The following is a 13,246-nucleotide window of genomic DNA, read 5'->3' on the forward strand; positions in this document are numbered from 1 at the left end:
CGATGCGCTCTCCACAGTAGCGAGAGCGGCATGACGGCCGCGGTGGATGTCGCCGTCGACGGCGGTCAGACGGGGATCCGGGTGCGCGTCACCGGAGCTGCGGACCCCGTCGTCGTAGAGGGCCTGGGGCGACTCGAGGGCGACCTCGGAGAGGGCCTGATCGACCGCATCCGCCGCTGCCTCACCCACCTCCCCAGCGGTATCCCGGCGATCCGCCACATGGTGCTCGGCCTGACGACCCTGCCGGCTTCTTCGAGCGAGCGCGAAGAGCTGGCCGCTCGCGTCGGCCTTGCGCTCGGCGCCGAGCGGGTGTCGGTTGCCGGGGACGCATTGACGGCGCACGCGGGCGCCTTCTCCGGCGCCGCCGGTGTGGTTCTCACCGTCGGAACGGGCATCGCCTGCATCGGCTTTGATCCCGGCGTCGACGGGTTCCGCCTCGTGGATGGCGACGGATTCCTCCTCGGGGATGCCGGCAGCGGCTTCTGGATCGGGAGCCGCGGAGTGGAGGCGGTCCTGCGGGCAGCGGACGGCAGGTCGGGACCGACCTCGCTCTCCGAGGCCTGCAGGGCGCGGTTCGGCGACGAGACCGGACTGGCTGCGCGCCTGCATTCGCTTCCGCGCCCCGTGGCCTCGATTGCAGTGTTCGCCGTCGACGTTCTGGATGCCGCGCGCGGCGGCGACGCCGTTGCCCTGGCCATCGTGGACGAGGCCGCGGACGAGCTTGCTGGCACGGCGCGCGCCGCTTCTGCCGTGGTGTCGACCCGGCCGGTGCGAATCGCGATGAGCGGCAGGCTGGTGGCGCCGGGCACGCCGCTGCGCGCGCGGCTGGACGCGCGGTTCGCTCACGATGGTGAGCGTGAGATCACCCCCGCCGCGGGCGATCCCCTCGACGGGGCGTGGGCGCTCGTGACCGAGACGCTGGGGGACGCCTACGATCACCACATGACCGGATGGAGAGCCCCATGATCGATCAGAACGCCGAGGCGCTCTCGGCGCCGGCTGCGAGCTATCTCGCGCACGCCGCATCGCTCCTCGCGCGACTGGCGAACGAGCAGCACGAGTCTCTGACTGTGGCCGGTCGTGCGGTCGCGCACACCCTGATGCGTGACGGGCTCGTGCACATCTTCGGGTCGGGGCATTCGCACATGCTGGCGCTGGAGGCCTTCTACCGTGCCGGCGGCCTGGCCGCTGTCGACCCGGTGCTCGTCGAATCGCTTATGCTGCACGGGAACGCCGTCCTGTCCACCGCGCTGGAGCGGACTGCCGGGATCGGCGACGCCGTCTTCGCCGACATCGATCCCGGGCCTGATGACACGTTCATCCTCGTCTCCAACTCGAGCCGCAATCAGGTCGCGATCGAACTGGCGCGCGCCGCGCAGGCTCGGGGGCTGACCGTCATCGGCATCCTCAGTCGCGCTCACGGGGAGTCCACGGCCGCCGCGGCACACTCGTCGGGTCTGCTCGAGCTCGCCGACATCGTCATCGACAACCTCGGGATGGCGGGCGACGCCGCCACGGCGGTGCCCGGCATCCCGGCGCCGATGGGGCCGACCTCGACCGTCACGGGGGCCGCGATCCTCCACGCGATCACCATCGAAGCGTCTGCAATCGCGGTGGCCTCGGGCAGCGTCCCCGCCGTGTTCACCTCGAGCAACCTCCCCGGCGGTGACGCGCTCAACGTCGAGGCCGTCGCACGCTATCGCTCCCGGGTGCGATCGCTGTGAGCGGGATCGAGACCAGGGGCATCGTCGAAGGCTTCTACGGCCGTCCGTGGACCACCGACCAGCGGTTGGACATGGTCGATTTCATCGCCGAGATCGGCATGAACACCTATGTGTACTCGCCGAAGGACGATCCCTTCACACGTCGTCGCTGGCGCGAGCCCTATGACCGCGCGGCGGCCGACGAACTGCAGATCCTCACCGATCGCGCGCGGGCGGCAGAGATCTCCCTCTCCTACGGGCTGTCCCCGGGCCTGTCGATGCGGTACGCAGAGCCGGACGATACCGCGGCGGTCCACGCGAAGCTCGACTCCGTCCGCGAACTCGGCATCACCGATGTCGCGCTGTTCCTCGACGACATCCCCTGGCGCCTCCAGCACCCCGGCGACGTGGCGGCTTTCCCCGACCTCGTGGCGGCTCAGCTCTCGCTGGTCCGCTCGCTCGAGCGCGCGCTCGACAGTGCCGGCGGAAGCAGGCTGACGGTCTGCCCGACGCTGTACTGCGGCCGCGGGGACGAGCCGTACATCGCGGCGCTGGGTTCCGGCCTGGACCCGCACACGCGCCTGTTCTGGACGGGCCGTGCGATCTGCTCGCCGGAGCTGGATGCCGCCGACGCCGACGTCTTCGCCCGCATGACCGGTCGCCGGCCCCTCTATTGGGACAACTTCCCGGTGAACGATGTGGCGATGACCGGCGAACTCCACATCGGGCCCTATCTCGGGCGGGATCCTCGCCTCAGCGAGGCTGCGGCCGGAATCATTGCCAACCCCATGCCGCTCGCCGAGGCGTCCAAGATCGCGCTCGCCGGCGTCGCCGACTTCTGCCGAGACCCGGAGGGCTTCGATCCCGAGAAGAGCTGGGATGCCGCGCTCGGTCGAGTCAGCGGCGCCCGGGATGCGGCGGACTTCCGCGAGTTCGCGGATGCCTTCCGCGGGTCGGCGCTGTGCGCGGACGACGCACCACGGCTGGGCGACGCGCTCGACCGCTTCGCGTTCCGTTACGAATTCGACGACCGGGCAGCCGCCGTCTCCGAACTGCGAGCGGAGCTGCAGCGGCTGGCCGGTGTGGCGGACCGGATGAGGCGGCTCGACAACGCGGCCCTCGGCGCGGAGATCGCACCCTGGATCGAGCAGTACACGCGGGGGATCGACGCCCTCATCGTCGCCGTCGACAGTCTCGATGCCTCCGGCTCGGGCGCGCCGCCCGAGGTGATCGGCGCCGAGCGGGACGCCGTCTTCGCACGGCTGCAGGGACTGCGGTCGACGGGTCTTCGCGCCTTCGGCGATCGGGTCGACATGTTCCTCTCCGACATCGTCGGCGAGTTCAGCTCCCGCTGATCGGCACCCTCACGCGCTCTCGCCACGAGCGGGTGGCCGCCTCGAGGACGACCGCCTGGTGGATCGCATCGTCGATGGGGAAGAGCAGCTCGCCGTCGCCACGCACCGCGGCGTCGAAGCACGCGACCTGGAGGGCGTAGTGATCGGCCGGCGGCACCGCGATCACCCGTGAGTCGTCCCCTTCGCCCAGGACGATCCCGGCGTCATCCGTGGCAGAGCAGAGGAACGCGCGGGGGATCTCGATCCAGCCCCGGGACCCGATGACAGTGACCGTGTCACGGTCCCCGTTCCACATTCCCAGCTGCGCGGTTGCGCCGACGCCGCCGGGAAACTCCACGAGCAGCGACGTGCTCATGTCGATGTCGCCGTGCGTGAGCGAGCTCATCGCGTGCGCGGTCACGGCCTCGGGTTCCGCTCCGATCAGGGTGCGGGCCACGTGCACCGCGTAGCAGCCGACGTCGTAGATCGCCCCGCTGCCGGGAGCTCCCTGGAATCCGGAGTGGCCGAGCTCGCCGGACGCATCGAAGGTGAACGTCACGTGGATCGAGCGGATGTCGCCGATGGCGCCGTCCGCGATCAAGCGCCGGACGAGGTGGTAGCGCGGATGATGCGCGTACATGAACGCCTCGGCGAGATGCACACCGGCCGCGACCGCGGCATCCGCCATCTCCCTGGCCTCGCTCGCGGTGACGGCGAGGGGCTTCTCGCACAGGACGTGCTTGCCCGCGGCGACGGCCCGCAGCGTCCACAGAGCGTGCTGCGCGTTCGGAGTGGGCAGGTAGACGGCGTCGACCTTGGGGTCCGTCAGCAGAGCGTCGTACCCGACGTACGGGTCGAGGCGCTCGGTCGCGGCGACGTCTCGAGCCCGCCCCTCGTCGCGACTGGCGACGCCCAGAAGCTCTGCGCCAGGGCAGGCGCGGATCGCCGGAACCATGGCTGCGTTGATGCCCGCCACGCCCAGCACACCCCATCGAATGACGTCGGTCATCTCCGGTCTCCCCAATCGATGAGCACCCCGAGGTGGGCGGTGCGGTCGTGCTCCAGCGCCCGATACAGCTCGGGTGCGCCCTCCAGCGTCACGCGGTGGGTCATGAGCGCGGACAGATCCATCCGCCCGTCCACGACGTACTGGAAGAAGACCGCGAGCATCGCGGCCGTGCTCCAGGGATCGGCGGGTGTCGGGATCTCCGCCGCGGTCCCGGCGTGCACGCCGATGATCGAGATGCCGTCGGCGACGATGCGTGGGCCGAGGTGCTGCAGGCTCGGTCGCGGTGCGTCGCCCACGAGCACCAGCCTTCCCAGCGGTCGCACCAGCTCGGATGCGCCGGCCAAGGCAGCGGGGTGCCCCGTCACATCGAGCACGACGTCGAAGGAGCCTCGGAGGGTTTCGACGGCGTCGGCTACGGTCATCGACAGGACTTCATCGGCGCCCCCGGCGACCGCGAGAGCTAGCCGGTCGTCGTCGGTGTCGATCGCGACGATCCGGCGGGCGCCGGCGATGCGCAGATAGCGCACGAGCAGCTGCCCGAGCAGGCCGAGGCCGATGACAGCCGCCGTCTCGCCGAAGGCGAAGCCCGCGCGCCGCAGGGCCCACTGCGTCGTGACGGCGAGCGATGCCCACGCCGCATGGTCGTCCGGGACGCCGTCGGGTATCGGAACCACGTCACGCGCGGCAATGAGGAATGCCTCCGCGTGCGGTGTGAAGGAGAACACACGGTCTCCGGGGCGGAAGGCCGTCACGTCCGGCCCGACCGACTCGACACGCGAGACCATCGAGTAGCCGGGAGCGAACGGATACTGCACCCATTCCTCCCAGAAGGTCCGAGGATCGAACTGCCCGCGCAAGCAGGTCAGCTCCGTGCCGACGCTCACGAGCGAGACCTCCGCGGCGCAGCGGAGCTGGCCGAAACCGGGCGGGTCGACCTCCGCGGCGAGGATCTCGATCTCGCCCGGCGCAGGGAAGCTCAGGCTGCGTGCGTGCATCAGAACACGTCTGTCAGCTGCGCCTCGGCGTCGGCGAGGACGCGGACGACGTCGCGTCCGAAGCGGACGTCGCATTCATGGGATCGATCGCCGGATTCGACGAGGCGGGCGAGATCTTCGTACGCGGTCACGAAAGCGGTGACGGCATCCACATCGTCGACCGTGACCTCCTGCCGGCCGTCGGCGCCCCACAGGAGCGTCGAGAACCCGTCGGCGGCGTCGGGCGCCCGGAGCGTCATCGTCACCGTCGACGTGCGCCCGTCGTCGTGGGAGAGGACCAGGTGCACCAGATCGCCCTCGCCGGCCTCGGCGCGGACCGCGCTGATGGGACCGATCGTCTTCCACAGCACCGAGATGGCGTGCGGTCCGAGGTCCCAGAGGCCGCCCTTGTCGTGGCGCCACGGCGTGTTGAAGGGGTTCTCGTCATTGAGGGCCGACCCGAGCCACAGCCCGGCGCCGCCCGTCCATCGCCGTCCGACGCGCACCTCATCGATGAGCCGCCGCACTCGCGGGTCGTAGAGCATCGTGAACATCACGATCGTCGCGACGCCGTGAGCGTCCGCCGACGCCACCAGGCGATCGGCGTCCCCCAGGCTCGTCGCGATCGGCTTCTCGAGCGCGACATGCTTGCCGGCCCGGATGGCGCGCACGGCCAGCTCGGACTGCAGCTGCGGCGGAACGGCGAAGGTGACGGCATCCACCTGCGCGAGGAAGGCGTCGAAGTCGGTGCCCGCATGCGGGGCGCCGTGGCGCTCAGCGAGAGCGGCCGCCCGTCCGGCGTCGCGACCCCACACCGCCGCCAGGTCCCAGGAGGGGGCGGCGGCGGCGGCTGTGGCGTGCGTCACGTCGGCCCAGTACCCGGTGCCGACAAGACCCAGCCGGAGCGATGCGGTCACACCCGCGCTTCCTGTCGCGTGGCGAGGCTGACGCGCAGGTTCCGGCGCCGCTCGGCGACATCGCCCGCGCGTCCGGTGAGGGCATCCAGGTGGTCGAGCCCGAGAAGCGCGGAGCCGAGCACGGGCTCGGCGTCCACGATCTGGACGGAGGCGCGGGGAGCCGCGGTGGCGATGGTCGCGATCACCGGGCCGAGGAGAGCGGGATGCCGGCTGGTCAGCATGCCGCCGCCCAGGACGACGTCCACCGGCTCGTCGCCCAGATCGAGGCGGGTGAGCGTGGTGGTCACGAGGAGGCTGATCTCGTCGGCCTGCTGGCGAGCGATCGCCTCGGCGATCGCATCGCCCGCGTCGACGGCCTGGAAGAGAAGGGGGACCACCTCGTGCAGACGGTCACGATCCACCGTTCCGAGATGCATGCCGGTCGCAACGCCGACCGCGGTGTCCCGCTCGAAGTGGCGGGCGACCAGAGCAGCCAGTTCCGTCGCGGGACCGCGCCCGTCCTCGGCGCGCGTCGCGTGCCAGAGAACCTCTTTGCCGATGCCGAATCCGCCGCCCCAGTCGCCGGTGATCCTGCCCAGCGCCGGGTAGCGCACGTCGGCGCGGCCCGGCGCTCTGCCGACGCAGTTGATCCCGGCGCCGCACACGACAGCGACGGCGGTTGCGGCATCCGTACCGGCTCGCAGCATGGCGAGGGTGTCGTTGCCGACGACGACGTGATCAGCCCAGCCGTGCGCAGCGATCGCTTCGGCGATCGCCTCCTCCTCTTCGGGGAGATCCGCGTTGGCGAGGTAGCCCGCGACGACCGACGCGCGCCCGCCCGGCACCGACGCGAGCACCTCGGTCACGGCACCGGCCAGCGAGGCGACGGCGGCCGGGGCTCCGACGATGTGCGGCACGAAGGCGCCCGCTCGCGCGCGGGTGATGACGGTGCCGTCCTCGGCGACGAGGAGGACGTCGGTCTTGCTGTTGCCGCCGTCCAGGGCGAGCAGGCAAGGTTCGTTCAACGGGCCCACGGCAGCCACTCCAGGTTCTCGGTGATGAGCGTGTCCGCGAGCGCCTGAGCGGTCTCGTACTGCCCGATGAGCGGGTGTGCCAGCAGGGCGCGCACGACGCGGTCACGGCCGCCGTGGATCGCTGCGTCGACGCCGAGCTCCTCGTAGCGGGCGACGTGCGCGATCAGTCCGGAGGCGAGCGCCGGGACCGGGGGTACGGCGCGCACGCGCAGCGTGCCGGGCCCCACCTCCACCCTCGTCTCGATGATCGCCTCGGCGTCCAGGAACGGAAGCGTTCCCCGATTGCGCACATTCACGATGTGGTCGCGGACCGCTCCCGTGCCCAGAAGGCTCGAGAGGAGCCCGATCGCGGCTTCGGAGTAATACGCACCACCCCGCTGAGCCAGCTGCGCCGGCTTCTCGGCGAGTTCGGGATCCGCATAGCGGGCCAGCAGCTCGCTCTCGATCGCGGCCACCTCCAGGGCGCGCGACGGCGCGGTGCGCGCGTGCTCGACGAGCGCGTCGTGCGCAAGGTAGTACCGCAGGTAATAGGAGGGGATGAAGCGCTCGGTCCTGAGGAGTTCGAGCGGGAGTTCGGTCTCGCGGACGAGAGCCTCGCCATGCTCGTCGAGGAGACGATCGAGGACCTCGGTCGCAGTGCCGTCCCCATGGCGCACTCGCGCGCCCAACTCCCAGCTGAGGTGGTTGAGTCCGACGTGGTCGAGTTCAACGGCCTCGGGCGCAACCCCGAGCTCGGCCGCGAACAGTCGCTCGAAGCCGATCGCGACGTTGCACAGTCCGACCGCGCGGTGCCCGGCATCGAGCAGTGCACGGGTCACCATGCCGACCGGGTTGGTGAAGTTCACGATCCAGGCGTCGGGGTTGACATCGCGAACCCGCGCGGCGATGTCGAGCACGACGGGGATGGTGCGCAGCGCTTTCGCGAGGCCACCTGCCCCTGTCGTCTCCTGGCCGATGCAGCCGCACTCCAAGGGCCACGCCTCGTCTCGGGCGCGCGCCGCCTGACCGCCGACGCGCAGCTGCAGGAGCACCGCGTCGGCGCCCACCGCGGCATCTTCGAGGCCCGTGGTGGCTTCGACGGTGCAGTCACTGCCCGCAGCGGCGAGGATCCGCGCAGACAGGCCGGCGACCACGCGTGCCCGCGCGAGGTCGGGGTCCACGAGGATCAGCTCCTTGACCGGGAGGGACTCTCGGAGCCGAGCGATCCCATCCGCGAGTTCGGGCGTGTACGTGGATCCGCCGCCCACGACCACGATCCGCAGGGCGCGCGGTGTCGCGTTGCTCATGTGGTGAACACCGATTCCCTCGCGAGGTCGAGACTCAACAGCATCGCGCCTTCGAGGATCGGCGCGTCTGCGACGGCGGCCAGGCCCAGCGGAGGGGCGCTGATGACCAGCCGGTCCAGGTGCGCCGCCACGGCGTCACGCAGTCGGCTGCCGCCGATACGAGCCACTTCGCCCGCAAGGATGAGGCGTGAGGGGTCGACGAGCGCGATGACCGATGCGAGGCCGAACGCGTAGCGCTGGGCGATCTCCTGGACCGTCTCGGCCGCACCGGCATCCGCGAGCAGGGCGGCGATGGCATCAGCAGTCGAGCCGACAGGGTGGCCGGCGTCCGCGGCGAACTTGCGCAAGGCGTCGGAGCCGACGAGACCCTCGAACGCGCCCTTGGACCGATGCTCGCCATCGAGGCGCGATCCGGGTGGGAGGAGAAAGGCCGCTTCGCCCGCGGCGCCTCGGCTGCCGCGGAACAGGGATCCGTCCATCATGAGGGCGCCGCCGATGCCTTCATCGAGCCACAAGAGGAAGAAGCTCTCCCCATCGACGTCGGAGGCGCGGTGCTCGGCGAGCGCGACCAGGTTCACGTCGTTCTCGAGAGACATCGCCGCCCCCCCGAGATGGCGACGCAGGTCCTCGCCGATGCCGGGCTCCTGCCAGCCGGGGAGATGCTCCGCGTAGCGGAGGAGGTCCTCGGCGACATCGTACGAGCCCGGGACCGCCACCACGATGGCGTCGAGCTCATCGACGGCGATCCCCGCGATGCCGCAGGCGCCGGCGACGACCTGTGCCACATTCTCAGGTCCGCGCGGGCTGGGGAGCTTCGTGAGCTCGAATTCTGCGACCGCGGTGCCGCTGATATCGGAGATGCGCGCCGAGATCGATTCAGGGCGAACATCCACGGCGGCGGCGTGCCCGGCACGCGGATTGATCGCGTAGAGCTGCGGCGCCCGGCCGCCGGGGCCGGTGTCGCCGTAGCCGCTCGGCAGGACCAGCCCGCTCTCCTCCAGACGGGTGAGCAGCTGTGACGCCGTCGGCTTCGACAGTCCTGTGAGGTCGCGTACGTCCCCGCGGCTCAGGGTGCCGCGTTCGATGAGAAGGTCGAGGACGACCCGGTTGTTCATGCTGCGAAGCAGCCCGGGTTGAGCCGGAGCTGGTGCTCGGCCGTCCCCCTGCGAGCTGATAGTCACGACGCCTCCGCGTGGTTAGGAAACTTTACTATCTCACGTTAGCCGGGAGTCGCATCTGATGTCAACGCGCGGGCGTTGCCGTCGCTCACCCCAGCACCACGTGCCCGTAGCGACCCGGCCCGGACAAGGCGATCTAGGAAAGGGTAGCGAGCCCCTGCGGGCGGAACCGAGATGCCGAGCCGATGAGCGTCGGCGTCCCGACCATCTCGTCGAGATCCGCAGAGCTGGCCGACCCGAACGCGACCGTCCCGCTTGCCGTTGGTTGCGAACACCCGATAGCAGAGGCCCCATGAGCGCGGAGCCGGGACCGTTGACACCGCGATCCGCGGCCGCTAGCGTCCAAGATAGTAAAGTTTCCTAACTTGAGGGGGTCGCGGCTCAGCAGACTGACGAGAGCTCGAAGCAAACATCAATCGATTCAGCTACTTATTGCAACACCACAACTACGAAGGAAGACCATGCGCCTCAAATGGAAACCAGCGGTTCTCATCTTTGCCCTAATCGCCTGCCTTATAGGAGCGACGCCAGTATTCGCTGCCCCGCCTGTCCATGCGCAGAAGGGGACAGTGCTCTACACCTACGATGAGGCGCTGAGCAAGCTCGGTTCATCCGAGGCGGAAGCCTCTGTGAAGATGTACATCGGCTTTGTTCAGGACGCGACGTATCATCCCGCGACCGCGAACCCGGATGTCGACATGCCGACACACCTTTCCAACGCCAGCACCTTCGTCAACCACGAATTTGATGTCAAGCCGTCGCTTTTCCCAGCGCTTCGCGGTGTGAACACCTCGGTTCTCGACCACAACCGCAAGCACCTGTGGATCGGCACCGATGACGGCGTTACGAAGATCAACTTGAAAAGCAACAAGATGACGGAGTACCAGGCAGACGACAACCAACTCGTCGACGACAAAGTGCTGCTGCTCATCTCCGATGGCGGCAAGGGCGTGTTCGCGATTACGGAATCCGGCGTTGCCCGGATTTCCCAGTGAGAAAGGAGAGCGACTCCATGTCAATCATGAACAAGAAGCTCAAAACGCTGATCGGCAGTGCTACAGCCGCCGCTTTGCTGCTCTCGTTGCCTGCAATGCCGGCGCTGGCGGCCAAGCCGCAGACATCCTCGTTCTCGGCGGTCAAGCTCGAACCCGCTCGCACGAAAGAGGTTACCTACTACGGGCCCGGGACGACAACGCCACAGATACGGTGGGTGACCGACGGGACGGCGCCGAAGTTTTTGCCGATCGCAGTGACTGATGACGTCACGAGTGTGGTGAAGGACGCGGAGGGCGTCTACTGGATCGGAACTGAGAACGGACTGCAGCGCGTCAACTTCGAGGAAGAGGATGAGCGTGACATCGTGCAGTATTTTGCCGGACCACGCTACATGTTCGACGGTGACGATCATGTGACTGCGCTGGCCAGCGATGGGCAAGGCGGTGTGTGGGTTCAGAATGCGCGAGGTATTACGCATATTGCGATGCCGTTCAAGACGTTGCAGGAGAAAGCCGCCGCCTATGAAGATATCATTCAGGCGGTTCATGATCGCCGGGGGATGACCTCGGATGCGCGGTTCACCTTCACCCCCACCGACGCGACTCGCGGGATCAACTACAACGACGGCGCGTTCGAATCGCTTGCAGAAACGTCCGACAACGACGGACTGTGGACGGCGATGTACGCCATCGGTGAGATCTACCGTTACAGGACGTTGCTCGAGCAAGACGGTTCGCGAGCGGAAATCGCTGCGGCGAAGAGTGCCGCGCTTCGCGCCACGAAAGCAGTGCTGCTGCTCGACTACGTGTCCGGCCGTGGCAATGGCTTCCCGGCACGCTCGTACATGCTGACGAGTGAATCGGGAGCGCAGACATCTGACGGCACGGACTTCGGCTACCAGAGCCAGAACGGATTCTGGTTCCATCCTGTGATGGACGGCTCGCCGAATCCGAATGGCGTCATTCCGAGCATGGAGCGTTTCGATGAGGACAACAACCCCATCGAGCCGATCGGCTACTCGATCGCCCGTGTGACCAAGGATGCGATGACCAAGATCGGCGGCAAGCTGTTCCCTTCAGGCGGAGACGGCGAGATGAACTACAACGGCCTGACGCTGACGGCGGATGCGGTAGCGAAGCTGAACGCTTCACGACCTGCCGATGCACAACTGGGCACTGACATCTATGTGGAAGTGAACGATTCGGTGCAGCAGGTGCTTCCTGTCATCACCTCGGCTACCAATACCAAGCTGAAGCCGAGTGCTGACACTTCGACGAGCGCCACGAATCCGCCCCTGTTCCAGCTCACAGTGCCCGTTTACGAGCAGATCCCGACGTTCTTCAACGACTTGTTCCCAGAGTCGGCGATCAAGAACGGCAACATTGATATGAGCCGGATCGTCTACAAGGCAGACACGTCGTCTGACGAAGTCATCGGGCATTATGCTCTGTTCTTCGCAGCGAACGAGTACCTGGTGGGCGATAGTCACGATCCGGAAATGCTCGCGCTCAAGGGCGTCATCGAGCAGTCGACCGAACGTATGACTGACCTGGTATTGAAAGACGACCACTTCTACATCGAAGACGCGACGGGCAAATCCACGCTGTGGTCCAAGTGGTTCGCCAAGTATTTCAACGACACGACCGGTGCGATGGAGCAGCGTCCGGAATGGGCCTCCAACGTCGGCGTCGACGCGGACGGCGAAGATTCGCTTTCATACGGCTTCGAGGATGCGCCGCTGAATGCGCTGGAAGTGATGTCCATCCTCAAGACAGCCAGCAACATCATCGGCAAGCAGGAATACAAGGACGCCTATGATCTGCTGTTCGACGCTTCGGGATACAGCAAAGAAGAGCCGTACATCAACGGCAAGGGCTATATCGGCATGGCGAACGAATATATTGACCGGCGTCTCGTGAGGCAAGCGACGAATGCGTACGGGATCAACAATAATGAATTGGTGACCCGGGACAATTATGAAGCTGCGTATGCCGAAGCCGGTGACGACATCCAGGCTCGTTCCAACATCAACGCCACCTTGCATCATGATTGGACGCAGTACATCAACTACTCCGACGAGGAGTTGGCTTGGTTCGCGCTGTATCCGCTCATCTTGCAGGAGAACGATCCGACCAAGCGCCCGCAGATCGTCACGGCATTCGATCAATGGTACGTGAATGAGGTGCGCGAGCAGAATCCGTACTATACGTTCCTGTACCAGCTGGCACACCCGGAACGAAAGGACATCGATCTGCAGTCGGCCGTTCGATACTTGTCTCGGCAGTACGAATATCAGATCGAATTCCCGATGCAGATGGACCGCCAGGATGTCTTCTATATCGAACCGGGCGATCGCGACGATTACAAGCAGACGAACTACGTTCTGCCGCCTGACGAGCGACCTGCAATGAAGAACAACGGGAATCCATTCGAGGACGAGCACTCGGCCACCGGGGTATATCCCAACTACGACTACAAGAGCGGGGAGTTTGTCGTCGGATTTACGTTCACGTTGCCCTACTGGATGGGCCGTTACCACGGCATCATCAAGGAGTAGCGCGACGCGAGCCGCATGAGAAGACCACCACACCGGCGTGTGACAACGTCGTGTGGTGGTCTTCTCAGTCACATAAGAAGAGCACCAATCTCCTCGATCAACAACCACCCACCCGCATAGCCGGCATCCACAGGCTAGAGCCTTCCGCTCCCCTCGTCTCAGAACAGCTCCGCAGAAAGCATCATGCCCGAGAACACCCCGGTAAACGCATCGGTACCAGGCGACAGCCGCGGCCCGGCACTCGCACAGTCAAGCCTGCTTCGTCAGCGGCATCAGTCA

The 13,246-nt window shown here is 67.2% G+C and carries 11 protein-coding genes; 5 read left to right on the top strand and 6 right to left on the bottom strand.

Features of this window, described 5'->3' with window-relative positions:
* The first annotated feature begins 30 nt into the window (after positions 1-30).
* The 3 genes from SOM19_RS03280 to SOM19_RS03290 are packed head-to-tail and all read left to right on the top strand — an operon-like array spanning position 31 to position 3,058.
* On the top strand, positions 31-966 hold the full coding sequence (locus tag SOM19_RS03280; protein WP_320485120.1) for an N-acetylglucosamine kinase: 936 nt from the start codon (positions 31-33) through the stop codon (positions 964-966).
* Positions 963-1,724 carry an SIS domain-containing protein gene (locus tag SOM19_RS03285; RefSeq protein WP_320485121.1) on the top strand — a complete coding sequence of 254 codons (762 nt, stop codon included), beginning with the start codon at positions 963-965 and terminating at the stop codon, positions 1,722-1,724. Before SOM19_RS03280 ends, SOM19_RS03285 begins: the two co-directional genes overlap by 4 nt.
* Positions 1,721-3,058, top strand: a complete 1,338-nt coding sequence (locus tag SOM19_RS03290; protein ID WP_320485122.1) for a protein O-GlcNAcase — start codon at positions 1,721-1,723, stop codon at positions 3,056-3,058. The genes SOM19_RS03285 and SOM19_RS03290 overlap by 4 nt, the downstream gene beginning before the upstream one ends.
* Here the strand turns inward: SOM19_RS03290 and SOM19_RS03295 are convergent.
* From SOM19_RS03295 to SOM19_RS03320, 6 genes are read right to left on the bottom strand one after another with little or no spacing between them, the layout of a single operon-like run.
* The gene (locus tag SOM19_RS03295) at positions 3,045-4,046 is read right to left on the bottom strand and encodes a Gfo/Idh/MocA family protein (RefSeq protein WP_320485123.1); all 1,002 of its coding nucleotides are present in this window, start codon (positions 4,044-4,046) and stop codon (positions 3,045-3,047) included. The genes SOM19_RS03290 and SOM19_RS03295 overlap by 14 nt on opposite strands.
* A complete protein-coding gene (locus SOM19_RS03300) occupies positions 4,043-5,041 on the bottom strand; it encodes a zinc-dependent alcohol dehydrogenase (protein ID WP_320485124.1) in 999 nt (332 codons plus the stop codon). The genes SOM19_RS03295 and SOM19_RS03300 overlap by 4 nt, the downstream gene beginning before the upstream one ends.
* Positions 5,041-5,937 (bottom strand): Gfo/Idh/MocA family protein, encoded by an 897-nt coding sequence (locus tag SOM19_RS03305; protein ID WP_320485125.1) that lies wholly within the window; start codon positions 5,935-5,937, stop codon positions 5,041-5,043. Before SOM19_RS03305 ends, SOM19_RS03300 begins: the two co-directional genes overlap by 1 nt.
* Positions 5,934-6,941 (bottom strand): N-acetylglucosamine kinase, encoded by a 1,008-nt coding sequence (locus SOM19_RS03310; protein ID WP_320485126.1) that lies wholly within the window; start codon positions 6,939-6,941, stop codon positions 5,934-5,936. The genes SOM19_RS03305 and SOM19_RS03310 overlap by 4 nt, the downstream gene beginning before the upstream one ends.
* Positions 6,938-8,236 carry a family 4 glycosyl hydrolase gene (locus tag SOM19_RS03315; RefSeq protein WP_320485127.1) on the bottom strand — a complete coding sequence of 433 codons (1,299 nt, stop codon included), beginning with the start codon at positions 8,234-8,236 and terminating at the stop codon, positions 6,938-6,940. The genes SOM19_RS03310 and SOM19_RS03315 overlap by 4 nt, the downstream gene beginning before the upstream one ends.
* Entirely contained in the window at positions 8,233-9,351 is a 1,119-nt protein-coding gene (locus tag SOM19_RS03320; protein WP_320485128.1) for an ROK family transcriptional regulator, read from the bottom strand. The genes SOM19_RS03315 and SOM19_RS03320 overlap by 4 nt, the downstream gene beginning before the upstream one ends.
* A gap of 632 nt (positions 9,352-9,983) precedes the next feature.
* Here SOM19_RS03320 and SOM19_RS03325 point away from each other — a divergent pair.
* Positions 9,984-10,409, top strand: coding sequence for a hypothetical protein (locus tag SOM19_RS03325; protein WP_320485129.1), 426 nt, complete (start codon positions 9,984-9,986; stop codon positions 10,407-10,409).
* 26 nt (positions 10,410-10,435) lie between these two features.
* Entirely contained in the window at positions 10,436-12,967 is a 2,532-nt protein-coding gene (locus tag SOM19_RS03330; protein WP_320485130.1) for a hypothetical protein, read from the top strand.
* The last annotated feature ends 279 nt before the right edge of the window (positions 12,968-13,246 follow it).

This window comes from Microbacterium sp. CFBP9034, assembly GCF_034045255.1.
GTDB lineage: Bacteria > Actinomycetota > Actinomycetes > Actinomycetales > Microbacteriaceae > Microbacterium.